Genomic DNA, 24,031 nt, shown 5'->3' with positions numbered 1-24,031 from the left:
GTGGGGCAGACGGTGGTGTCGAGCGGAGACGGGGACGGTCCTGTCATTCACAGGTGCCGCGGGCGTGGTTGAGGCATCAACGGACACCCGCCCAAAACCGGTTGAGCGCATCGGCGCTGCGCTGCGGGTCTTGGACCATCCACCAGTGCCCCAGCCCCTCGAGTTCCTCGATGCGCGCGCCGGCGCGGACGGCGGCCTGCCGAGTGTCCTTGGCTTCGTTGAAGGAGTCCTCGGTGGGCAACAACGCCAATCCGGGTCGCGTGCCGGCATGTTCGAGCTGGCTGCCGGCTTCGGCCATGGCCGGCTGCGTCGCCGATCGGTAGACCGCGAGGATCGCCCGACCCATATCGGCGTTCTGGTGCTCGGCAATCGCAGCGGCGATGTCGTGATCCGGGAAGCCGAGCGAGATCATCTGCTCCGTGCGCGCGGCCAGGTCGCGATCGAACATGGCTTGAACCGATTCCTCACCCTTCCCAGGTGTCTGCCACTCCTGGGCTAGGCCGTGCCACTTGAAGTCGGCGTTGAAAATCCCGAGTACGTCGCACACCCAGCTGCGGGCGAGTTCGGGTCGGTGCATCACGACGTTGACGACGTGGCCGCCGCCCCAATCGTGGCCGACGAGGTCGATGGGCCCGTCGATGGCCTCCAGCTCGACTTCGAGCCAGTCGCGGTAGTCGCGGTATGTCGCGCCGAACCCGCTGGGCAGGTGTGCACCAAATCCCGGTGGGGTGAGGAGAACCACGTCATCGCGATTCAATGCTGATACCAGCGGGCCCCAAATCGCCGACGTCTCAGGATTGCCGTGAACGAACACCACTGTCATGTTCCGCAGGCTATCGCGGATGCACTGCACCGTAAAGTACACAAACACAGGGGCCGTTCTGCGTGCCGACTACTGGTCGCCGCGCGCTGCGTCACTGGTGTGTGGAATCCCACGGCTTGGCGGTCGAGGTTCAGCCACGAGCAGTATTGGGCTGCATCCACGTGATGGGCGCGCGCGAGACGATCTGCCGGCGCGACGAGCACATCCCGTCCTCCCCTCAGCGGTGAGGGGCCGACGATCCGGGTGGTGGGTGCATTCGACCACCGTCCGTTCTGAAATGTCCGGACTACCACGGCCTCCGGCGTTCAGGCGAAACGGTCGTACGGCGCCCGCGATCGGTCAGCCGCTCGCCTCGCCCACGGACGGCGGGCGCGCATCCTTGTCTGCCGCCGGAGCGGCGTCGAGCGCGGTGACCGCTCCGATGACCAGCCGACGCAGCCAGCGATGACCTTTGTCATGATCGGCGCGGGGGTGCCACGACATGTAGTAGGGCAACGCACGGACCTCCGTAGGGAGGTCGAGCACTCGGAGTTCTTCGCGGTGGCGGTCGACGAAGTCGGGCAGTACCCGAGCGGGAATGGACAACACCAGGTCGGTGCCGGGCAGCGCGGCCGGCGCGGTTCCGTGGTACGGCATGGTGAGCCCCGGGCGCCGCTGTTCGCCGCGGGCGGACAGAACGGCGTCGATCGAGGGCTGCATTCCATCCATCATGTCGATCATGAGGTGTCGTGCGGCGAGATAGTCGTCGAGACCTACCGAGGCGTGATCACGCCAAGGATGGTCGCGCGCGACGACGGCGACCATGGTGTCGGTGAACAGCAGCTCGCTTCGCAGGGGCGGGCGGACGTGGATACCCGAGAACACGACGTCGACGTCCCCGTTGGAGAGCGCAGCCATTGCGTTCGCGTGCCAGGGAGAGAAGCGCAACGAGGCGTTCGGCGCCGACGACACCACCGTGGTGAACAGATGAGAGCCAAACGCGGCGATGGCGTAATCGCTTGCCGCGATGCGAAATGCGCGTGCTTCCTTGGCGGGGTCGAGGTCACGGTTGAAGAACATCTCCGACAGCCGTGGGATGATGTCGTTGAGTTCGACCTTGAGTTGCTCGGCGGCGGGAGTGAGGCGGTATCCGCTGTCTGCGCGCACCAGCAAGTCGTCGTCGAGGGTGCGGCGCAGCCGTTGCAGCGCACGACTCATCGCCGACTGACTCAGTCCGACCGCTTCTGCGGCGCGTGAGACGCTTCGTTCGTCGAGCAGCATCGCCAGTGCGGGAATCAAATTGAGGTCCACGCGACTCAGACGCATGCGTTGGTCAGAACGCCTCACCATGGCCAACCCTCGTCCGCCGTGATGGCCTTCATCGGGTCGATTGCGCCGCGCGCATACTGCCAATCACCATTCTGCATGTCGCTGACAACCCTCCGGTGTCCGCGTAATGGCAAGCTCCTTGCTGTCGGAGTTGCCAGTGGCGAACTGTGTCGCGCGATAGTCGTCGAGGAAGGTAGGCACGTGTTGTTCGTTGATGCAAAAGTCCCCGCCGCCAGCGTGAGTGACAATCATCGGTGACACTCGACTACACCGGTAGGTCCTCGTCGAGGCAGGGGCCATGTGCGGAACCGGCACGTGGCCGCTGCGTGAATGACACCGGGGATCGCCTTGACGTGGGCGCTCCGGCGATCCCGACCGGGGTCGAGCACGGCATCGTACTGCGGCGCAGTGAGGCCGTGCTTTTCTCCCCAGTCGGCGCCAGTTGGTCGCATGCGGGGTTGCGGCCGCTTGCCCGACACGTTGCGGGTCCCTTCCGCGTTGGGCGCAAGGGTCATGACACCAGATGCGAATCGAGGCGGCGAAATCCTGGCCGTCGCCGCGCAGGTCCTCCTCACGCACGGCTACGAGAAGTCCAGCATGGATGAGATCGCGGTGCGGGGAGTGGCGCGCCCGACGTTGTACAATCAATTCGCTAGCAAGAAGGCTCTTTTCGACGCAACGATGGCGCGCATGTGGGATGCTGCGCCGCAGGATGCGATCATCGAAGCGGCTGCAACCGTGCAGCCCCCCGAGGATGTGTTGTTCTCGATCGGACGCACGATCGCGAGTTTCTGGGCGCCCCCCGAGGCGGTGGACTTCATGCGATCGGTGATCTGGGACAGTGCCCAGTTTCCGGAACTGGGGGAGAGTTTCCTGCGGTCCGGCCATGAGCCGGTCCGGCAAGCGGTCCATCGGTTCGTCCAGCGGCTCAGCCGTGAGCCCGCGTTTTGCATCGATGACCCCGATATCGCCACTGCGCAGTTCGTCGACGTCATTTTGGGAGAGGTGCTGTTGGGTCGTCTGGTGGCGGCGTCGCCCCCAACGCTCGACCACGACCGTTGCGACTACGTCGTGCGTGAAGCCGTCGCGTTGTTCATGACTCGCTACCGCCGTCACTCGTGATGCCTGACGCGAGGTGCGGGCAGGCTGCGGTCGTCGATGCAGCTGACGTTCTGTGCGCGGTCGTCGAGGATGCCGGGGGCGAACGTGACTGTCATGGAGACCTTTCAGTCGACGGCGATGCGTCACCGGTTGGAGTCGTGAACGGGTGCGGCGCCGGTCGTCGTCGGTACTGCGGGCGTTGCATCCCGCTCGACCACGTGCGGTCAGACCGCCGCCGGCGCCACCGGGCTGCACCCCCATCACGCTGGTGATCCCCGTTGAGCAGCCTCCGGCCGTTTGTCTGCCCAACGTGGTGTCGGCGTCGCTGTCGGCATGGAGGCGGTGAGGGTGCAGCAAGCGCACCGCCGGGCGAGTTGACCTGACGATCCGACGCGTTTCGGCGCGAGCGGATTCACCCCGATGCCCAGACGTTGGTCTGCCGCGCGGGGCTCGCCATCAGATCCGTGGATACCGAGCAGGACATCGCCGACGTCGTCGCGACGGTGCTCTCGATGCGTGCGCCGACGTGATCCTTCGAGCCATGTCGACTACGGCTGTCAGTCTGGCGCCTCCTACGCTCTGGATGGTCGAAGTGGCGGTCGACCCGTTCGTCGGCATGCACTGTACGGTACAGTGCATATGTTGTGCAAAATCGCCTCGGCCGGATCCCGTCGCGGAAACCGCGCCCGGCGTCAGTTCGTGGAACTGCTGGAGGGTGTTAGAAGTGTGCGGACGCTCGACGACGCGGAATCGCGCTCCTCGCGCTGGTACACCTCGATCTGCACCCCAGAAACCTTTTCGCAGACCACAGGGCACCCGGCGGTGATCTCGCCGGGCGGCGTCGACCACCCCCCGCGAGTCGCCATAGAGGTCGACGATCACCGCGTCATCCATCCGCCCGAGGTCTGCCCAAGACGGGGAGCATTCGGCTCCGCTGGATCCGTCCGGCCAGAGCGCCGATCGCCGACTCGGCGCCCCGCGACACGCGATGCGTCGACCAACGCGCCTTGCACAACCCACGGGCAGGACAACCCCACACAGCGACACGATCGGTTCACGCTGAAGAACCGGACCTCCCGTGCTGGCCGCCACGACAGGCCAGGCCAGGCCCAGCGTGGCTGACGGCGAAGCGGACAGCACGCCGAAACGCGCGAAGGAACAGCCGACAACGGGCACCGCGCCGGCGAGGTCGGAGGGGGCCACGCACCGCGGCGGCGTTCGAGGTGCCTTCGGCGTGCCGAATTATCGGCGGTTCGTGGCGGGACAGTCGCTGAGTTTGATCGGATCGTGGGCTGAGACCATCGCGTTGGGACTTCTGGTCCTTCAGCTCACGCATTCGCCGCTCGTCCTCGGGTTCGTCATGGGCACCCGGTACCTGCCGGTGTTACTCGCGACGCCGTATGCGGGACTGATCGTCGATCGCAGCAGCAAACGGCGTGTGCTGATGCTGACCAACGGCGTACTCGGACTGACCTCGCTGATCCTCGGCGGATCAGTCCTCGCGGGAACGATCGCCTTGTGGCAGATCTTCGTTGCGGCGACGGTCTTCGGGGTCATGACGGCATTGGACAACCCCGCACGGACGGCGTTGATACCCGAACTCGTCGGCACGGACCTCCTTCGGCCGGCCATCACCGTCAACAGCACGATGGCCAACGTTGGGCGCGCCTTGGGGCCCGCCGTCGCGGCCGGCCTGATCCGGTGGCACGGCATCGGATGGTGTTATCTGTTCAATGCCCTGAGCTTCGCCTTGGTGATGGTCGCTCTGCTCGCCGTCGACACGCGTCAACTACACCCGACAACGCCGGCCGGTCGCAGCAAGAGGCAACTTCGAGAGGGATTAGCGGTCGCTCGGGCGAACCGCGACATCGCCGGCCCGTTGCTGATGATGGCCTGTGTCGGCACCCTGACCTATGAATTCGAAACCAGCCTGCCGGTGTTGGCCGAACAGACCCTCGACGTCGGTGTCAACGGGTACGCCTGGCTGACAATGGCATTCGGTATCGGGTCAGTGATCGCCGGTGTGGTGATCGCCCGCTGGCCCATTACGGGCTTGAAGCGGATGATCCGCGTGACGGTCGTGTACGGCATCGCGATGCTGCTGCTGACGGTGAGTTCGACCCTGCCGATGGCGCTGGTGTCCGCGGGGCTCGTCGGCTGTGCCAGCATCGCGTTCCTGACCACCGGGAACAGCACCATACAACTTGAGGCGCCCCCTCAGATGCGTGGTCGTGTGACCGGTTTGTGGACCACGGCATTCATCGGGTCCACCCCCATTGGCGCCGTCATCATCGGCGCGGTCGCCCACCGGTTCGGAGGCCACGCCGGCGTGGCCGCCGGGGTGGTCGGATGTGCACTCGCGGTGATCATCGGCACTGCACTCACACGCCGCGATGACCCTCCATCGATCACCGTTGCCGAGAGCCGATGACAGCCGAAGCATATTCGGCAGGGTGATGAGTCACACGCACGCACCGGGCGATCTCAGCGTGAATCGGCGACCCTGGTCAGTGGCTCGGTGCGCCTGCACGCAGGGCCCAGACCAGCGGCAGCCCGGCCGTCCGCTCTCAGAGCTGAGGTCGATACCGAGTCAAGAACAGCGTCACTGCTTCCCGCACCACGTAGTCGCAGCGCTCCTCGTCGAGGATGTCGGTGGGAGAGGCGACCAGCCGACTCAGCAGTACCTCACCCAGGATGACGTCGACGAACTGCGCGGTCGCTAAGTCGGGATCCTCGATGTGAAACCCACGTTCACCGCTGAGCCGGCGCACGTACTCCCTAACCGCAGTGCGAGCCGGCTCCCGGCCCCTGTCGAAGAAGCTCTCGCCGAGTTCCGGGAACCTCGCACTCTCCCAGATCACCAGGCGAACGAAGGCGACCGCCTCCGGTGGCGCCCAGAAACTCGCGATTGTTCGGCCGATAGAGTATAGAACCTCCTCCGGCGACTGCACCGCCGAGGCGGCGGCGATGATGGCGTCCAGCGGCATCCGATCCCACATCTGGGCCATGGTCGCGTCGAAAAGGGCCTTCTTCCCCCCGAACTGGTTGTACACCGTGCGCCGCGCCACCCCGGACTCCAGCGCGATCTGGTCCATGCTGCACTGTTCGTAGCCGTGAGCGAGGAAGAGTCGCGACGCGGTCGCCAAGACCATCTCGCGGGTCGACCGCGCCCCCAATGACGAGATCGGTGGACTAGAGGCGGCTGGCGGCATACCTCCACGGTACGTCGGCGGTCTCCTCGATCCGTGGAGGTCGCGACCCAAGCCGCTGGAAACGTCCATGGCCCGACGTGTGGGGCAACAGCCCGGCTGCACGTGCGACGCCGTGTTAGGACTCGTCGAGCAGTGCCTTGGTCAGGACCTGGCCGCCCATACCCCAGCCGCCGTCGACGACTTCGTCGACGAGGACCATGACGTTCGGTCTGGCCCGCTCACCGTAGACACCGACGAACACATCGGTGACAGCCTCGACGAGCCCGCGTTTCTGGTCGTCGGTCAGCGTGTCAGCGGGAACCTTGAGATTGGCGAACGGCACGATGGCGCCCCTTCCTCGTCGGTTGCGGCGACCTTGCCGTCAAGGCGCACAGATGGGTACTTATTCACCACCATGCCGCCCGAAAGGCCGTCAGGCACATGCATATTCGTGATCCGCACCATGCATCGCATGCAAACTCGCCCCGCCTTCCCCAACCCGCTCATCCCGAGGGCGCGGCGAAGACGTTCGCGGTGGTCAGGTGCAGCTCGCGAGAACCCGCGACGACGCGCAAGGCGACACATGAGACGGTGTTCGCGCACCGGCCAAGATCTCCCGGCGAAGCGGCCGACGAATCATGACTTCCGTGCCCCACGACGGGCGAAGGAGTTCGCTGTTCACGTTCACAGCACGTCAGCGCGCAGCGTTTGCGCCCGCTCTGTGATAGCGGGCGAGGAACATTCGCACCGCCTCCCTCACCAGGTAATCGCACCGATCTTCGCTGACTGTGGAGGTCGACGTGGCAACCAAGCGGCCCAGCAGCAATTCGCCCAAGATGGCGTCGATGAATTGCGTGGTCGCCAGGTCGGGATCCGCAATGCGGAAGTCACGCCTGCGGCCGAGCCGGCGCACGTACCGGTTCACTGCGCGCCGCGCGGGGCTTCGACCGTTGTCCATCATGCCCCGTCCGAGTTCGGGGAAGCGAGGACTCTCCCAAATCACCAATCGCAGAAATGCCACGGCTTCCGGAGGCGACCAGAAATCTGCGATGGCACGCCCAACGGCATACAACACCTCTTCGGCCGGACCGTCCTGGGTCGTCGCGTCGACGATCTCGTCCAACGGCATGCGGTCCCACAGTTGTGTCATCGTCGCGTCGAAGAGCGCCTTCTTGCTGGAGAACTGGTTGTACAAGGTGCGTCGCGCCACCCCGGCCTGCAAGGCGATCTCATCCATGCTCGACTGCTCATATCCCGACGCGAGGAACACCTGGCCGGCGGTTCGCAGAATCGTGTCACGGGTCGACTCCGTGTCGAGCGCACGGGCCGAGACGGCAGCATCAGCTCGCGGCATCCTCCTACTTTACGTGCCGTGACGGACAACGCCCGCGTCGAGCGCAGAGTGTCACTGGGACATGGTCTGCAGCCACGAGCCTGGTTCGGAGGCCTTCGAGCCAAAGGCGCGCATCAGACGAGCCCGGAAGCAGGAGAACCGGCCCGGACTTTTCGCTCGGGCCGAGGGACCCGAGCAGTGATTCGTCTTCCGTGCTGCGCGGTGTCAGCCCTGTTGCCCCCCGATGGGATTACGGGCGGGCGAACAATGGCGATCCCGCCAGGCACCAAGCCCACACCGACGGATGCCACTATCCCCGAACGGCCTCGGACGTCATCGGTCTCCTCTGGGTAAGAGGACGTCACGTCATCGAGGTCCAACGGTTGCGACGTCGGCGCGGGGGTATGGCGCCTGTGCGGGACCGAGAGACGAACGACGCGAACACCGTTCATCGGCGCTGATTGGTCGCCCAGGCCGACGCAGTGGCCCGGTCAGTTTGCGCTGAGGGCGGCGAAGATTCGTTCGTAGCGTTCGGAGGGCTCCAGTACCAGACCGTCCTTGACCAAGGTGGTCCAGTCGTCGGCGAGAACCTCGGTGCGGCCCGCCTCGATGGCATCCAGTCCCGCGTCGGCAAGGACGGACGGAGCGATCTTCGGTCCGTCGAAGCCCTTGGACATCGCGGTGTCGACGAGGCCCATGTGAACGGCGACGACGTGGGTCCGCTGGGCCATAAGTTCGAGTCTCGTGGCGTCTGTGAGGCTCCACGCGGCGGCCTTGGACGCTGAGTACGCCCCGACGCCCGAGACGGTGAACCAGGACAGGGCGGATATGACGTTGAGGATCGCCCCGCCTCCATTGGCTGCCAGGATCGGGGCAAACGCACGAGTTGTCAGCAGCGGGCCGTAGAAGTTGGTCCGCATCTCCCGCTCGATGCTGGTCAGATCACCGGAGATCAGGGAGGTACCCGTGGAGATCCCCGCATTGTTGATCAAGACCTGTACGTCCCCGGCGACGTCGGCGGCAGCTTGGACCTGGTCAGATTGGGTGACGTCCAGCTCGATCGGCTCGACGCCGTCGACACCAATGGTGCTGGCGTCGCGCGCGGCCGCATAGATTTTCGCCGCGCCGCGCTGCTTGAGCTGCGCCACGAATGCGGCTCCGATGCCGCGGTTGGCTCCCGTGACCAACACGACCGAATTTCTGAGCTGCACGTTTTCCTCATTTCCGTTGCCTCGACCGCCTTGGTTCGCGCGCGCCCAATGGACGTGACTCTTGTGCGGTGAACATGTGCACTGTACCGTATAGTGCATTGGGTGCCGCGCGGTTCTTGGCCGGTCAACCATCCGACACGACGGGGGGCCATGGACTCGCAACGTACGCAGATCGGCATCCCGATCGCACCGGACCGCGCCGAGTCTCGCAATTTTGTCGCACCGCAGCACATTTTAATTTGCCCAGTTAATTTGCCCAGCGGTTCGCTTAGCGCGATGTACTCGATGATCCCTCACGGACACAACCCAAGATCGGTGTGCCGCGGCGTCCATTCCACGCTCCCACGACGGACACCGACAGAAGATCACCATCGCACACTCATGAGCCCTGCATTCTCGCAGTTTCGTTAGGCGCCTAATCGGAGCGGCTTAGCCCGATCACACAGGACGGATTGACCAGATGCCGAACACCCAACATTCTCCGTGGCTGCGTACCTGGCTCGCTCACTGGGAGCATCCGCACGGCGTGCACCAAGACCCCCAGTGGGGGCGCGAGGTGTATCAACGGTCGACTATCGGTGCGCTTCTGGATGGCATCTACGACGGTGACGTGACCATTGCGGAGGTGCTGGCGCACGGCGATTTCGGGCTGGGCACGTTCAACCGTCTCGACGGTGAGATGGTCGTCCTCGACGGCGCGTGCTACCACCTCCACGCCGACGGCAGCGTCAACCGTGCCGACTCTCAGGACCGCACTCCGTTCGCGGCAGTGACCTGGTTTCGCCCCGACCACGCCTTCGACATCGACGCCCGCACCGACCGCGCCGGCCTCACCGCCGCCATCGACGACAAGATCGAAAGCACCAATCTCATCTATGCGATCCGAATCACCGGTCAGTTCAGCACTATTCACACGCGTACCGTGACGAAGCAAGACCCGCCCTACGTCGGGATGACGGAAGCGACGAAAAATCAGCGCGAGACCGTACTCAAGGACTCTGAAGGTGTCATGGCCGGTTTCCGCATGCCCGACTACGAACAAGGGATCACCGTCGCCGGGTACCACCTGCACTACCTCGACCAGGACCACACCCACGGCGGCCACGTGTTGGACTTCGTGATGACCCGCGGGCGCGTCGAGGTCAGCATGCAATCCGACCTACACCTGAGCCTGCCCACCACGCCGCAATTCCTACACGCCCATCTCGACCGCACCGATGTCGACGCCGATATCAACCGGGTGGAAGGCGGCTAAGCGTTGGGCCCGCCTTCGATGGGTTGAGTTCGCGGCAACCTACACCAGATGGCGTGCGCGCTGGCGTCGAAAACCATGACGCCGAGTCAGGGCACGCCGCAACGCAATTGGGGCCACCGACCACCGACCGCGGCGCCCACACCGTGGACAACGAAGGAGAACAGCTGATGGGATTCGAGGAGAACACCAAACCGTTGACGACCGCCGCGGGTGCGCCGGTGGTGGACAACCAGAACAGCATGAGCGCCGGGCCCAGGGGTCCGCTGTTGCTGCAAGACCTGTGGCTGATCGAGAAGCTCGCGCACTTCAGCCGCGAAGTCATCCCCGAGCGACGCATGCACGCCAAGGGAGCTGGCGCCTTCGGCACCTTCCGCGTAACCCATGACATCACCGCGTACACCAAGGCGGCGATCTTCGCCAAGGTCGGCAACACCTGTGAGATGTTCGCCCGGTACTCCACGGTCGCCGGTGAACGTGGCGCTGCCGACGCCGAACGTGACATCCGCGGCTTCGCCTTGCGGTTCTACACCTCGCAGGGCAATTGGGACGTCGTCGGTAACAACACCCCGGTGTTCTTCCACCGAGACCCGTTGAAGTTTCCCGACCTCAACCGCGCCGTGAAACGCGATCCACGCACCAATCTCCGCAACCCGGAGAACAACTGGGGATTTTGGACGGGGCTACCCGAATCCCTCCATCAGGTCACCTACGTCATGGGTGACCGCGGCATCCCCGCGTCCTATCGGCACATGCACGGGTTTGGTTCCCACACGTTCAGCCTGATCAACGCCGCGGGTGGACGACACTGGGTGAAGTTCCACTTTCGCACTCAGCAGGGCATCGAGAACCTCACCGACCTGAAGGCGGAGCGGGTCATCGCGCAGGATCGAGAGTCCCACGGCCGTGACCTCTTCGAGGCCATCGAACGGGGCGATTATCCGCGGTGGAAGCTGTTCATCCAGGTGATGCCCGAGAAGGATGCGTCGACCTACCGGTTCCACCCGTTCGATCTGACCAAGGTGTGGAGCCAGCGGGACTACCCGCTGATCGAGGTCGGTGAGTACGAGCTTAATCGCAACCCGGACAACTACTTCGCCGATGTCGAGCAGGCGGCATTCACCCCAGCCAACCTGGTGCCGGGCATCTCCTACAGCCCCGACAAGATGCTTCAGGGCCGGTTGTTCTCCTATGGCGACGCCGCCCGTTACCGGGTGGGCGTGAACCATCATCAGATTCCGGTGAACTACCCGCGGGCTGCGGAACTGGTCAACACTTACCACCGCGACGGGGCGATACGCGTGGACGGCAACCAGGGTGGTGTCCCAGGGGTGGAGCCCAACACCTTCGGGCGCTGGGCCGATCAACCAGCCTACGCCGATCCGCCTCAGGCGATCGGGGACACCGCTGATCACTTCGACTTTCGCGCCGACGACGACAACTACTTCGAACAACCTGGCAACCTGTTCCGTCTGATGGGCCGAGAGGAACAGCAGCGGCTGTTCGACAACACCGCGCGCGCCATCAAGGGCGCCCGGTCAACCACCGTAGAGAAGCACATCGAGAACTGCACGCAGGCAGACCCCGCCTACGGTGAGGGCGTGCGTAAGGCATGCAAAGTCATCGGGGCTGTATAGACGCTGTTGATCTCGTCGAAGCCAGATGCCATGCGGGGCAGAAAGCAATCGCGTGAATACTTCAGATCGCGCCCGGTGCTCGGGCCCCAATGCACCGGGCCGCTCACGGTTCGGCCAGCGATGTAGGTCACGCGCGTCAACTGCGCCGTTCGTCTGGTAAGTCCCGGCGCGCTCGACTCGCAGTCCGCGCCCCTGATGACTCGGCCTAAGGGTCCGCGGTCGTGCACGGACCGATCGCAACCGTCGCCGCGCGCGGTGTTGCCCTCGCAGGGCGAGGCGGTCACCGTGCACGAATTGACGAACTCCTGGCGGCGCGGGCCGCCACGTCGTGGCACCTACATCAACGTGGGCCGCGTGGCGCCGGAACCGTATGCGCTCGACACGACCCGCATGTGCGTGACCCTGCGTCGACACCGAACGCACCTGACGATCCTCACTCAGCCGCTGTGGTCGGCGACCTCAATGCATACGTGACTGATGCTCCTAGTTATCGATGGGCGGGTGCGAATCGACGGGACCGGGAGGTGAGTCCTGGTGTGGCTGAAGGCGGTGGCGACGGTTGAGTGTCGGTGCCACGCATACCGGCCACAGCATGGGGGCCGGGTCAGCCCAGGAACGGCAGCTCCGGCTGGGTGTCCACGACGATGACTGTGGGCCCAGCCGCCACCAGTGCGGCGGTGAGTTCCTGGGCCAGAGCTTCGGTGCCGTCCACGGTGACCGAGCGCAGCCCAAAACCTGTTCCTAATGCTTCGATGTCAAGGCCGGGCAGGTCGAGTCCGGGGACGTTGGGCGTCTTCTCCAGCAGCGCGAAGGACTTGAGGATCTCGTAAGCGCCGTTGCGGAGTACGACGAAGATGATCGGCAGGTCGTGCTGCGCCGCAGTCCAGATGGCCTGCACCGAGTATTGGAAGGAGCCGTCACCGATCGTGGCCAGGACGTGACGCTTGACGCCGCGCTCGCGATCCCCGAGCGCCACACCGACCGCAGCGGGCACACCCCACCCGATTCCTCCGCTGGGGGTGCAGAAGTAGCTGTCGGTCTGGGTCGTCGGGCACCAGGTGAGCTGGTGGGCGATGGTCGAGGTGGACTCGTTGACCAGTGCTGCGTGCTCCGGCTTGACGATGCTGATCACCTGGTAGACCTGCTCGGGGGTCAGCGGGCTCGCGGCGGGGAACACGGCGGTGATCGTCGGCAGCTGCCGCGGCGTCGGTGCGGTGCGGTCGGCAGGCACGTCGATCAGATCGACGAGTTGCTCGAGCGCGATGCCGACCGATCCGATCAGGCTGTCGCCGACGGGCGCGACTGCCGAGAGGCGGGGGTCGGAGGTGATCTGCAGGACGTCGGTGCCTTCAGGAACCCAGTCGCCACCCACGTAGGGGTAGTACCGGAACACCTGTGCGCCAACGGCTATGACGAGGTCATAGCCCCGCAGTGCGTCGTGCACCCCGGCGATGGTCATGGGTAGCGGTCCCCGAGCCAGCGGATGGGTCTCGGGGAAGGAGATCCGGTCGGGAAGGGCGCTCCCGAACACCGGTGCCTTGAGCTTTTCTGCGAACGCGATGCCGGCCTCCCAGCCGCCGTCGCGGTCCACCTCGGGTCCGAGTAACAGCAGTGGCCGCCGCGCGAGGCTGATGCGCGCCGCGAAAGACTCCAGCCGGTCTGCGTCGGGGAAGATGCGGGTGCTGATGTCACGAATGACAGCCGGCCCCAACGCGGGCTTGTCCCAGTCATCGAGCGGAATGGACAAGAACACCGGCCCCTTCGGTGGCTGCATGGCCACCGCGTAGGCCTGCATGAACGCCGCCGGGACATCCTCGGCGCGCGCAGGCTCGTAGGCCCACTTGACCCACGGCTTCGGGAAGTCGATGGCGTCACGGTTGTTCAGGAACGGATCCACTTGCGACATCTCACGGGTCTGGTTTCCCGCTGTGACGATCATGGGGGTGTTGGCCTTGAAGGTCGAGACCAGCGATCCCATAGCGTTGCCGGTGCCCGCGGCGGTGTGAAGGTTGACCAGCGACGGCTTGCCGCGCACCTGGGCAAACCCGTCGGCCATCGCCAGCACGGACGCCTCTTGAAGACCCAGCACATAGGTGAAGTCGTCGGGAAAGTCGCGTAGGAAGGACTGCTCGGTGGAGCCGGGGTTGCCGAACACGGTGGTCAATCCCAGTGTGCGTAGCAGGTCATAGGTGACGTGCTGGACGGTCTTCTTCTCGGACATGGCAACACCCTTTGCTGTTTCGGGAATGGAGCTGATGGAACGGTGGTCCCTCCACTGAGGTGAACTGTGGTGCATCGCCGAGATCCGTCATTGCTGCTGACGCGCACCGGTCTGAGCAGGCCAGCGTGACCACGAAAAAAACGTGGGGCCAGCCTGGAACATTCGAATAGCGGCTATCGCCCGACCTGCCATGGTTGGACTTAAATCTTGCATCTCTGTTAGGTATGCACTGTACCGTACAGTACACCCCGTATCGGCGAGAGGTAGTGCCAGTCCAAACGTCGCGGACCTTGGTCGCGCGTTCGGCCGTTCAGACAGGCCTTTGCTGGCCATGTCCCACCAACCGGGCGCAGAGTGACCCGACGCCGCGCTGGTGGACCCGCTGGGCCGGGAGCCCAGCTATCTGATCTCTACAGATTGACGCGCCGCGACAGCAGCGCAACCTGAGCCAACCTCGACGTCGAGGTCGCACGGGAGTAGCCACGGCCGCGTCGACGCGGCGATTGACGGCCGCCCGCAGCAGAGGTCGTCGGGTACCGAGGTCGACGGCAGGGTCTGATTGCCAGCCTTGATCTTCAAGATGCGGTTCCGTCGTGCGGTATTCACGAATCTCTATAGACTGCAGCAGGTTTAGTTTGCGATTTAGTGGCTGACCGCGGCCGCGGCCACCACGATACTAAGGTGTGTTTAAATTGAGTCGCGTGTCTGTGCCAATTGCTAGCGGAGGATGTGCCGGTTCTGCGGGGTCGGCGGACGTAATGATTCCGTTTCGGAACGCGAACGATCCTCGATGCCCATACACGGCGTGTCGGCGGAGCGACAGCCGTGTCTATGCATCACGAGCGAGCAACCCCGCGGGACAATGGCAATACGAAACTACTGGCTAGGCGCTACACCCTGGTCCGTCGCCTGACAACAATGGCGGAGGCATGTTGAATCATCCCTCCTACTGGTGTACTGCACTGTATAGTGCAGAATAGGGGCCGGCGATTGCTTGCTCGTAGGTCGGAGCGCGATGGAGGCAACCGTGCGAGTCGTTACCATCGAGGAACACTGGAGCACAACGGAACTCGACGCCGCTCTGCGTATTCAGCCGGCGGAAACGCGTGACCCCAGCGTTGCGCTGAACGACGACGGTGACATCCCGATCCGGCTGCACGACATCGGTGCCGATCGCGTCGCGTGGATGGACGCCGCTGGTGTCGACGTCCAGATACTTTCACTTGCACCGCCTGGGACCCACGGCCTGCCGGCCGCGGAAGCGGTCGCGCTGAGCCGCGATGCCAACGATCGTGCCAGCGCCGCCGTCGCGGACCACCCGGCCCGGTTCCGGGCCATGACCACCCTCCCCATGTCGGACCCCGACGGTGCGGTCGCCGAACTCGAGCGCACCGCGGGCTCGTCCGCGCACGTCGGCATCATGACGCACGGTCGTTGCGGTGACCGCACTCTCGACGACCCCGTCTACGACGACGTGTTCGCGACCGCCGTACGGCTCCACCGACCCGTATTCATCCATCCGCAGATCGCTCCTCGGACGGTCGTCAACACGTCGTACGGCGGCTTAGCCCCTGATCTCGAACTGGCACTGGCAACCTTTGGTTGGGGTTGGCATGTCGAGGCGGGCCTGGCCGCGGTTCGACTAATCGTCAGCGGGGTGTTCGACCGACATCCCGATCTGCAGCTTGTGCTGGGTCATTGGGGCGAGATGGTGCTCTTCATGCTCGACCGTGTGAACAGCCTGTCGGAGGTCGCGCGTTTGGACAGGCGGATCGCAGACTACTTCAGCACCAACGTATACATCACGGCCAGCGGTATGCTGACGCCCCGATTGCTCAGGCATGCTTTGGACTTCACAACGGTCGACCACATCCTGCTCTCCGGCGACTACCCATTTCATCTGCTCGATCGGGCTACTACGGCGACGTTTCTCGACACGCTTGCCGACCCCCTGGATCGGGAAAAGATCGCCCATGCCAATGCCGAATCGCTCTACGGCCTGTGAATTAGCCGGCACGAGGATTGCCGTACGGAAGTACACGTGACGAGCGCGCCCCTCAACCAACCGGCCTAATACTCGGGTGGTCGCCGTACGACCAATCGCCGACATCCGAGCACCGAGAACGAACGACGCGCTCGGCCGCACGACCAAGCGTGAATCTTGGTCACAAACGTGGGACAAACTCTGGTGGTCGCGCCGTGAGACAACGCGCACCACAGCAGTTTGGCAAGGCAAGGTTGGTCACGAAGCGTGAGAAGTCACAGCAGCAGCTGTCGCGACGAGCGACGATCACTCATCGATCGATGCATAACGAACCGGCTGACCGGTTCTGACCGACATCTGAGGGCGATCAGCAGTTCGTTCACTCGGAGGTCTTCGTCATGTCACCACGTCACTCCGTCGCCAACGTCCCGTGGTCAGTACCCCGGGGCCGCAACACTCCAGTCAGGGCGCGGGGTCGAGTACTACCACGGGGATGACGCGGCTGGATCGGGCGGCGAAGTCGTCGATCTCCGGCATCACTGCTCTTTGCGCGTCCCAAATTCGTTGCCGCTCGGTTTCGTTGGCTACCCGTGCTATGGCCTCGTGCGTGGAGTTCCCCACTTCGATTTCTACATGCGGATTGACGATGATGTTGTGGTACCAAGCCGGGTTGGTGGGCGATCCTCCGTTGGAGGCGAATATCGCCCAGCTTTCGCCCAGCTTCTGATAGATCAAGATCGAGAGGCGTTCGTGCCCGGTCTTGGCGCCGGTGCTGTGCAATACCAACAGGGGCGTGTCGCCAAAGCTGGTGAGTTTGCCATCGTTGGCGCGGAATTCGTCGATCAGTGTTGCCGTCACTTCCCTCGAGTCAGTCATGTAGTGCCCCTTCGTTGAGTCGGTCTGGTGGACAGAGGCTCTCGCCGTGAGCCGTTGGTGACTGGCCAGTGCTTGCCAGGAGATCGCTGCCGACGCTCACGTCTCGATGACGATCTTGCCGATGGTGCGGTGACTTTCGAGCAACGTGTGGGCGATCTTCATGTTGTGCACGGTCAGGCCCGCGAGTCGGGTGGTCACGACCGGACGCACCAGGCCGCTGAGGACGTATTCACTGATGGTCTGCAGAATTCGGCCTTGATTGCTGGCGTCTGTGCCGCCGCTTATCTGGCTGAACACCATTTCGGTGTGCAGCGAAATGGACTTCTCGATCAGCGGTGCGAGGTTGACCGGGGCGCTGAGGTCGATCGCCGTCAGGTGACCGAAGGGCCGGAGGAGTTTGGCGATCCAGGCGAGTTGGGTCGCGGTCCCTGCTGTCGACAGCACCATGTCGATTTGATGGATATCGGCTTGTGCCAGTTGCTCACACACATCGGCGGTGTGGTCGACCACCAGATCGGCGCCCATCGCGCGACACCAGTCCTGCGACTGCGGACGGGATGCGGTGCTGATGACAAACGCTGAAGTTCTTGCCTTCAGCAGCTGCGTTGCCAACGATCCAACGCCGCCGGCGCCGCCGACGACCAGAACCCGTTCCACACCCGGCGGGAGGGTCCGCTGGTCGCGGAACATCGCCTCCCAGCTGGTCAGGGCGCCGATCGGCAATGATGCGGCATCGGTGAAGGAGAGCTGGTCGGGGATCTTCGCGACCACGCGATGGTCCACGGCCAGCTGTTCCGCCCAGCAACCATCCCGCGTGACATCACCGGTGCCCATCACCCGATCACCGACGGTGAACCCGGTCGCGGCGGTGCCGGTCTTGATGACCACACCCGCGAACTCCCAGCCCAGGATCACCCGCCCGCCCGGCTCGGCACTGCGTACCGAACGGATCAGCGCCTCTCCGGGGTTCACGCCGATCGCTCGGATGTCGACCAGTAAGTCGCCCGGACCGAGCCGCGGCTCGTCAACGTCGATCAGATCCATCGCGAACGCGGTCAACGGGTGTGCTCGCTGGTAGGCCAGTGCCTTCATTGCTCCTCCAGTTCTGCAAATTTCGTCCCATCTGCCGACGGGGCGGCGGGCACGGGGGCCGGTCAGTCCTGTCTGAGGGCATGCAGGGCCGACAGCGGGCCACCGTCGACCTGCATCAGTCGGCCGCCGTCCCGTAAGGCTCCGACGTCGACCGGGGCGAAACCGAAACTGTCGACCAACTCACGAAAGGTTGCCTTCGCGGCGGCGTCATCGCCGGCGTAGAACAACACTTGCCGTCCGGCTGGGTGGCGCGGGTCGGCCGCGATGTACTCGGCGTGCAGTGTGTTGAACGCCTTGATCACACGGGCATTCGGCGCGTGGGCGGCGACCCACTCGCTTCCGGTCTGATCGCCGAGGTCGGCTACGACGACGGGATCAAGTCGCGCGAACTGGTTGGTGCAATCGACGAGGATGCGTCCTTCCCATGGGGGCAGGTCAGCCAATGCGGCCGCGATATCCGGCCACATCACCGTGAGAAACACCACGTCGGCTTCAGCAGCTTGCGCGACCGTTCCCGCCGAGGCCAACGGCCCCAGATCGGCGACGACCTCCCCCAAGGTGGACGGACCGCGACTGTTGCTCAACATCACGCGATGTCCGGCCGTCACCAGATGTCGAGCTATGGCTTGCGCGATGGTGCCGGCGCCAATGGTTCCGAAGTTCACGTGCTGCCCCGATCTCAAGGATTATTGATGACGGACGACATTTAAAGAATGCTGTCATGCGTCATCAATAATCGTCAACACAAGACCGCTCGCGACGGATCGACGCCGTGGTCGTCCGGCAGTCAGCGTTGGGTTAGGATGGGTTTGATGACGGGTGCCATCGATCCCGCATTGGAGATGACTCAACTGTCCCGTCGTGGAGGGAGTCCGGTGCCTCGTATTTCACGGCAGCAGAAGGAGCGCAACCGCGAGCGCATCGTGACCGCCGCCGGGCAAGGCTTCAGGGCTCGGGGGATCGACGGGGTGGGCATCGACGAGCTGATGAAGACGGCCGGGATGACCCACGGCGGGTTCTACAACCATTTTTCCTCCAAGGAAGACCTCGCCTTGGAAGTCCTCAACCAGGGATTTACTGCCTCTTTGGGCTCTGTCGACGCTCTGATCGGCGCCCATCCCCGCTCTAGCCGGGCGGCCTTGAACGCCATCATCGACAGCTATCTGAGCACCTATCACCGCGACCACCCCGAAGAAGGATGTGCTTCTGCTGCCCTGGCAGCCGACGCGGGACGGCACGGGGTTCAGGCCCAACAGGAATACCGGCGGGGATTGCAGGGCTACATCGCCGCCATCACCGACCTACTCCGTGGCAGCGCGAAGCAGACCAACGCCAAGCTCGATCCACGCAGGGCGCGAGAGCAGGCCATCGCCCTGTTCAGCCAGTTGGTCGGCGCACAACTCATCGCGCGCGCCGTCGCCGAGGCTGATCCCGATCTGTCCGATGAAGTCCTGACCGCCAACAGCAGAGAGCTCAAACGGCGTTGACCTCACGGAGAGCGCTCTTGCCCTGGGCTGTCAGATGGCCTGTTGGGTGGGCAAGACCGTGATCTCCGCGAGGTTGACATGCTTGGGCAGCGCCGCGATGAATGCGACGAGCTCGGCGATGTCGTCGGACTGGAGCACGTCGATGTTCTTGATCAAGTCCGCCATGAGCTTGGTGGCCGCTGGATCTGTGACGTGCTCGGGCAGTTCGGTGTCGACCATACCCGGCTCGATGGTCGATACCCGGACCTTCTGCTGCCCGAGCTCGCTGCGCAGCAGGCGAGACAGCTGCGTGATGTAAGCCTTGGTCGCCGAGTACACCTGGAAGCGATCGAGGATCCGAACTGCGGCAATTGACGACGTGGTGATGAGGTCTGCTGGCCCTCCGCTGTCGGCTGATTCGCGGAGGGGGCTGAGGAAGGCCTGAATGGTATTCATGACGCCGTGCACGTTGGTGTGCACCTGGGTGTCCCAATCCTCGATCGACAGGTCGGACATGCTCGAGATCAACTGAATACCGGCGTTGGCAAAGACCAGGTCGACGGTGCCGAGGTCCTGGGCGACCCGATCGGCGGTAGCGAGTACATCGGCGCGGTCGCGGACGTCGGTGGGGAGGGCTAGCGCCTCGCCGCCCGCACTGGTGATGCGGTCATTCAGGTCGTCGAGGCGATCCCCCCGGCGGGCGATGAGTGCCACCTTCGAGCCGAGTTCAGCTAGCCGAACCGCTGTCGCCTCGCCGATGCCGCTCGACGCGCCCGTGACGACGGCGACGCGCCCCGCCAGCGGACTTCCGGACATGAGACGCGGGGATGTGGCTGTGTCGGAGGAGGAATTGGTCATATCCACCACTGTTGTTCGTGACGGGCCAAACCGGGAGTCGACGCCGCAGATGCAGCAATTTCCGAGGCACTCGCAGCAACGAGTCGAACCTCGACTGCCCCACCGCGGCCTAGCGTGAAGTCACCTTTCCTTGCTGCGCCATCGGCTGGCCAGGCAGGGCCGTCGCAGAGTTCGTCTATCGCGTAGCGCTACAGCGGTTCTACTGTCAGCGCAGAGGGAGACTGATATGCCCGACGCCGACAAGGTGGTGCTGATCACCGGAGCCAGCAGCGGTATCGGTGAGGCGACCGCGTTACGACTGGCTCACGACGGTCATCGCGTGTACCTCGGGGCGCGCCGCACCGACCGGCTGCAGTCGATCGTGGACCGCATCGTCGCCGTCGGTGGCGAGGCCGCTTGGCGGCGCCTCGACGTGACCGACGTAGCGGACATGGGACGATTCGTTCGCGCTGCACACGAACGCTTTGGCCGAGTGGACGTCATCGTCAACAACGCCGGCATAATGCCGCTGTCACCGTTGTCGGCTGGCAACGTCGACGAGTGGAACGCGATGATCGATGTCAACGTACGCGGTGTGCTGCACGGTATCCACGCGGCCCTGCCGATCATGAAAGAACAGGGCAGCGGCCATGTCATCAACGTCGCGTCGGTGGGTGCCTATGAAGTGGTTCCCACGGCGGCGGTGTACAGCGCCACCAAGTTCGCGGTGCGCGCTATCACTGAAGGGTTGCGCCAGGAATCGTCGGGTGACGTACGGGTGACGCTGATATCACCTGGTGTCACCGAATCCGAATTGGCCGAGTCGATCTCGGACACCGGAGCGCGGGACGCGATGAAGTCCTATCGCGCCGGGGCGATGCCGGCGTCGGCGATCGGAGCAGCCATCGCCTACGCGGTGGAACAGCCGGCCGAGGTCGACGTCAACGAAATCATCGTCCGACCGACGGCCAGCTCCCAGTGAAGCGGGTCTGAACGAAGGGGAGTCGAATGGCCAAGGCATGGTTCATCACCGGCGCATCACGGGGCATGGGACGGCTGCTCATGGAGCAGGCACTGGAACGCGGCGACACGGTGGCGGCGACGTTGCGCCACCCGGCAGACCTCGACGAGCTCGTCGACCGCCACGGCACCCGGCTCTGGCGGCGAGCCCTCGATGTCACCGATACCGGCGCGGTCCGTCACGTGGTCGGCGAGGCGTTCGAAGAGTTGGGCCGTATCGACGTCGTCGTCTCCAATGCCGGATATGGAGTGTTCGGCGTCGCCGAAGATCTTGCCGACGAGCACATCGAGCGGATGATCGCCACCAACCTCACCGCCCCGATCCAACTCGCCCGTGCGGTGATACCGCGCTTACGAGCCCAAGGCGGCGGGCGCCTGATGCAGATGTCGAGCATGGGCGGGCACCTCACGTTCCCTGCCTTTTCGCTGTACCACGTCACCAAATGGGGTATCGAGGGCTTTTACGACGCGCTGGCCGTCGAGGTCGAACCCTTCGGCATCCACACCACGCTGATCGAACCGGGTGTGGTGCGCACCGGGTTCTTCGACGCGGCGCTCCGGGTCGAACTCAGCGAGCCCTATCGCGGGGGGCCTGCCGACGTTCCGCCAACAGCCGAGGAGGACATGCCCGACAGCCCGGAACGCACCGTGGCGGCGATCATTCGGGCGGCCGACGCGGATCGCCCGGTCCGGCGCCTGGTGCTGGGGTCCGACGCCTGGGCCCTGATGACCACGGCGCTGTCGGAGCGACTGATCGAGGTGGCTGCCCAGCGTGACAATGCCGCGACGGCCGATTTCGATTGACGTCGGTATTGCTCAGCCGTTCGATTAACGTTCGGCTGCAGGCAATCTCGGCGGGATGTCCTCTTCAGCTCGTGCGATGAACTCCGCCATCGCGCCGTGCACCTCCTCGAGGCAGTCGGCCATCCGGTCGAGGAACTCCGGGGCGTAGCCCGACAGCACCGCGTCCAGGCGTGCCGCAAGTGGGCCGAAGAAGCGGGGTGCCTCGCGCCGGATGGCGGGGTCGCTGCGGAGCGTGACCACCCGACGGTCCGTGCTCTCGCGGCTGCGGATGATGAGCCCCGCGGCTTCCAAGCGGTTGAGCAGCGAGGTGGTCGCCCCTGAGGTCATGGGGAGGCGTTTGGCCAGCTGCGCCGGGGTGAGCGGTTCGCCGCGATCCTGCGCGTACAGGATTTCGGAGTAGGCGGCGGCGTCGGCGGTGTGTACACCCAGCCACGCCGCGAGTTGACGATTGATGTAGGTGTAGTCCGCCGCGTACGACCGCAAGCGCTCCAGGACGCGTACCTCGAGCGCGCCCAGCAGGCGGCCGGGTTCATCGGCACGGGTCTCCACGGCGTTCCTCTTGATCTCGGCGAACTGCTGCGCTCGACACGACGCTATCACGTTGGTACTTTGATCGGAAAGTAACTTCATGGTGAAGGCATAATGGTCTGAGCGCTTGGGGAATGGAGCCTTCGTGAGCACCGCACTCAAAGTGCTGGTCTGTGGTTCGAGTATCGCCGGCCCCGCCGCGGCGTACTGGCTGCTGCGCAATGGGCACGACGTGACGATCATCGAACGCAGTCCCGTATTGCGCGGCGCTGGCCAGAACATCGACGTCCGGGGCAGCGGTCGCGAGGTGCTGCGGCGGATGAACCTCGAACGAAAAGTGAAGTCACACAGCACCGGAGAGATCGGCACGCGTTTCGTCGACGATGAGGACCGGACGCTGTGGCAGATTCCCGCCGGTGACTCCGACAGTGGCGGCACCACGGCGAACGTAGAGATCCTGCGCGGTGAGCTGTCCCGGCTGCTGGTCGATGCCCTGCCCGACGACACCGTCATTCACTTGGGTCGACACATCACGGACGTCGACCAGGACGACGGCGGTGTGACCGTGACCTTCAACGACGGCGAGCGAGCGCGCTACGACCTCATCGTGATCGCGGAGGGAACGCGTTCATCGACCCGACGGATCGTGTTCGGTGACGTGCCGACCCAATCTCTAGGCCTCTATACGGCTTTCGCCACCATTCCGCGCGCCGAAGACGACGACCTGTATTGGAACTGGTACAACGGCACCGGCGGCCGCTCGATCACCGTGCGCCCTGACAACAAGGGCACCACGCGGATCGCGCTGTCCTTCCTGTCCCCACCCATGGGCTACGAGAACATGCCGGGGGACCAGCAGAAGACGGTCCTCATCGAGAAGTTCGGAGACCTCGGGTGGAAGACGCCGCGCATCCTGCAGGGTGTCGCCGGCACCGACGAGCTGTATATCGACTACCTCACTCAGGTCTGCGCACGCACCTACAGTGCGGGGCGTGTGGTTCTCCTCGGTGATGCGGCCTGGTGCGCCACTCCCGTGAGCGGTCTCGGCGCGACGCTGGCACTGACCGGCGCCTATGTCCTGGCAGGCGTACTGGCCGGCGGCGATACCGTGGACGCGGCACTATGCAACTACCAGGAACGGATGTCGGTTTTCGTCGACGGGGCCCATAAGCTCCCCCCTGGCGGTCCCCGACTCCTGCATCCGAGGACGCGCGTCGGTCTGAGCACCCTGCGCACTCTCATGCGCGTCGCCGGATCACCACCCGCCCGCGCTCTCGCTGCCCTTATCCCGTCCCGACCCTCTCCCACAACGGATCTTCCTCACTACCCTGATTCGGGGGTCTGAAC

Annotated in this window: 21 protein-coding genes; 9 read left to right on the top strand and 12 right to left on the bottom strand. The window is 64.5% G+C overall.

Translation table 11 applies throughout. The features are described from left to right. Positions 1–76: 76 nt before the first annotated feature. Together ACN27E_RS17810 and ACN27E_RS17805 are read right to left on the bottom strand one after the other, a co-directional pair. Positions 77–823, bottom strand: a complete 747-nt coding sequence (locus ACN27E_RS17810) for an alpha/beta fold hydrolase (RefSeq protein WP_422749957.1) — start codon at positions 821–823, stop codon at positions 77–79. A gap of 339 nt (positions 824–1,162) precedes the next feature. Further along, positions 1,163–2,113 carry a LysR family transcriptional regulator gene (locus ACN27E_RS17805; protein WP_422743444.1) on the bottom strand — a complete coding sequence of 317 codons (951 nt, stop codon included), beginning with the start codon at positions 2,111–2,113 and terminating at the stop codon, positions 1,163–1,165. 531 nt (positions 2,114–2,644) lie between these two features. On the opposite strand from ACN27E_RS17805, the gene ACN27E_RS17800 reads away from it, so the two are divergent. Continuing rightward, positions 2,645–3,253 carry a TetR/AcrR family transcriptional regulator gene (locus ACN27E_RS17800; protein WP_422743442.1) on the top strand — a complete coding sequence of 203 codons (609 nt, stop codon included), beginning with the start codon at positions 2,645–2,647 and terminating at the stop codon, positions 3,251–3,253. A gap of 1,057 nt (positions 3,254–4,310) precedes the next feature. Then, complete coding sequence (locus ACN27E_RS17795; RefSeq protein ID WP_422743441.1) at positions 4,311–5,663, top strand: MFS transporter; 1,353 nt, start codon at positions 4,311–4,313, stop codon at positions 5,661–5,663. Positions 5,664–5,799: 136 nt separating this feature from the next. Here ACN27E_RS17795 and ACN27E_RS17790 read toward each other — a convergent pair whose 3' ends face one another. The 4 genes from ACN27E_RS17790 to ACN27E_RS17775 form a co-directional block, all read right to left on the bottom strand. Next, positions 5,800–6,444: a TetR/AcrR family transcriptional regulator gene (locus ACN27E_RS17790; protein WP_422743440.1), complete on the bottom strand. Its 645-nt coding sequence runs from the start codon at positions 6,442–6,444 to the stop codon at positions 5,800–5,802. Between the two features lie 115 nt (positions 6,445–6,559). Further along, positions 6,560–6,766 (bottom strand): tautomerase family protein, encoded by a 207-nt coding sequence (locus ACN27E_RS17785; RefSeq protein WP_422743438.1) that lies wholly within the window; start codon positions 6,764–6,766, stop codon positions 6,560–6,562. Between the two features lie 351 nt (positions 6,767–7,117). Further along, positions 7,118–7,777, bottom strand: a complete 660-nt coding sequence (locus ACN27E_RS17780; RefSeq protein WP_422743437.1) for a TetR/AcrR family transcriptional regulator — start codon at positions 7,775–7,777, stop codon at positions 7,118–7,120. 470 nt (positions 7,778–8,247) lie between these two features. Next, positions 8,248–8,967: an SDR family oxidoreductase gene (locus ACN27E_RS17775; RefSeq protein ID WP_422749955.1), complete on the bottom strand. Its 720-nt coding sequence runs from the start codon at positions 8,965–8,967 to the stop codon at positions 8,248–8,250. A 460-nt stretch (positions 8,968–9,427) separates the two neighbouring features. Between ACN27E_RS17775 and budA the strand changes: the two genes are divergently transcribed. Then, positions 9,428–10,222 (top strand): acetolactate decarboxylase, encoded by a 795-nt coding sequence (budA, locus tag ACN27E_RS17770; RefSeq protein WP_422743435.1) that lies wholly within the window; start codon positions 9,428–9,430, stop codon positions 10,220–10,222. Positions 10,223–10,389: 167 nt separating this feature from the next. Then, positions 10,390–11,856: a catalase gene (locus ACN27E_RS17765; RefSeq protein WP_422749953.1), complete on the top strand. Its 1,467-nt coding sequence runs from the start codon at positions 10,390–10,392 to the stop codon at positions 11,854–11,856. A 604-nt stretch (positions 11,857–12,460) separates the two neighbouring features. On the opposite strand, the gene mdlC is transcribed toward ACN27E_RS17765, so the two are convergent. Next, positions 12,461–14,077, bottom strand: coding sequence for a benzoylformate decarboxylase (gene mdlC / locus ACN27E_RS17760; RefSeq protein ID WP_422743434.1), 1,617 nt, complete (start codon positions 14,075–14,077; stop codon positions 12,461–12,463). A gap of 1,015 nt (positions 14,078–15,092) precedes the next feature. Here mdlC and ACN27E_RS17755 point away from each other — a divergent pair. After that, positions 15,093–16,082, top strand: a complete 990-nt coding sequence (locus tag ACN27E_RS17755) for an amidohydrolase family protein (protein WP_422743433.1) — start codon at positions 15,093–15,095, stop codon at positions 16,080–16,082. Between the two features lie 441 nt (positions 16,083–16,523). Here the strand turns inward: ACN27E_RS17755 and ACN27E_RS17750 are convergent, their stop codons facing one another. The 3 genes from ACN27E_RS17750 to ACN27E_RS17740 all read right to left on the bottom strand — a co-directional run bounded on the left by ACN27E_RS17750 (position 16,524) and on the right by ACN27E_RS17740 (position 18,694). Then, positions 16,524–16,937 (bottom strand): nitroreductase/quinone reductase family protein, encoded by a 414-nt coding sequence (locus tag ACN27E_RS17750; RefSeq protein ID WP_422743431.1) that lies wholly within the window; start codon positions 16,935–16,937, stop codon positions 16,524–16,526. A gap of 96 nt (positions 16,938–17,033) precedes the next feature. Further along, positions 17,034–18,029 (bottom strand): zinc-binding alcohol dehydrogenase family protein, encoded by a 996-nt coding sequence (locus tag ACN27E_RS17745; protein ID WP_422743430.1) that lies wholly within the window; start codon positions 18,027–18,029, stop codon positions 17,034–17,036. 62 nt (positions 18,030–18,091) lie between these two features. Next, a complete protein-coding gene (locus ACN27E_RS17740; protein ID WP_422743429.1) occupies positions 18,092–18,694 on the bottom strand; it encodes an NADPH-dependent F420 reductase in 603 nt (200 codons plus the stop codon). A 147-nt stretch (positions 18,695–18,841) separates the two neighbouring features. Between ACN27E_RS17740 and ACN27E_RS17735 the strand changes: the two genes are divergently transcribed. Further along, a complete protein-coding gene (locus ACN27E_RS17735) occupies positions 18,842–19,516 on the top strand; it encodes a TetR/AcrR family transcriptional regulator (protein WP_422743427.1) in 675 nt (224 codons plus the stop codon). 30 nt (positions 19,517–19,546) lie between these two features. Here ACN27E_RS17735 and ACN27E_RS17730 read toward each other — a convergent pair whose 3' ends face one another. After that, on the bottom strand, positions 19,547–20,353 hold the full coding sequence (locus ACN27E_RS17730) for an SDR family oxidoreductase (protein ID WP_422743425.1): 807 nt from the start codon (positions 20,351–20,353) through the stop codon (positions 19,547–19,549). A 226-nt stretch (positions 20,354–20,579) separates the two neighbouring features. Between ACN27E_RS17730 and ACN27E_RS17725 the strand changes: the two genes are divergently transcribed. Together ACN27E_RS17725 and ACN27E_RS17720 are read left to right on the top strand one after the other, a co-directional pair. Next, positions 20,580–21,314, top strand: coding sequence for an SDR family oxidoreductase (locus ACN27E_RS17725; protein WP_422743423.1), 735 nt, complete (start codon positions 20,580–20,582; stop codon positions 21,312–21,314). A gap of 26 nt (positions 21,315–21,340) precedes the next feature. Next, the gene (locus ACN27E_RS17720; protein ID WP_422743422.1) at positions 21,341–22,156 is read left to right on the top strand and encodes an SDR family oxidoreductase; all 816 of its coding nucleotides are present in this window, start codon (positions 21,341–21,343) and stop codon (positions 22,154–22,156) included. Between the two features lie 24 nt (positions 22,157–22,180). Here ACN27E_RS17720 and ACN27E_RS17715 read toward each other — a convergent pair whose 3' ends face one another. Next, entirely contained in the window at positions 22,181–22,756 is a 576-nt protein-coding gene (locus ACN27E_RS17715) for a MarR family winged helix-turn-helix transcriptional regulator (RefSeq protein ID WP_422743421.1), read from the bottom strand. A 73-nt stretch (positions 22,757–22,829) separates the two neighbouring features. On the opposite strand from ACN27E_RS17715, the gene ACN27E_RS17710 reads away from it, so the two are divergent. Continuing rightward, entirely contained in the window at positions 22,830–24,029 is a 1,200-nt protein-coding gene (locus ACN27E_RS17710) for an FAD-dependent monooxygenase (protein ID WP_422743419.1), read from the top strand. The last annotated feature ends 2 nt before the right edge of the window (positions 24,030–24,031 follow it).

This window comes from Mycobacterium sp. WMMD1722, from assembly GCF_049315205.1.
Classification (GTDB): Bacteria; Actinomycetota; Actinomycetes; order Mycobacteriales; family Mycobacteriaceae; genus Mycobacterium.
This window is presented reverse-complemented; position numbering and strand designations above follow the sequence as displayed.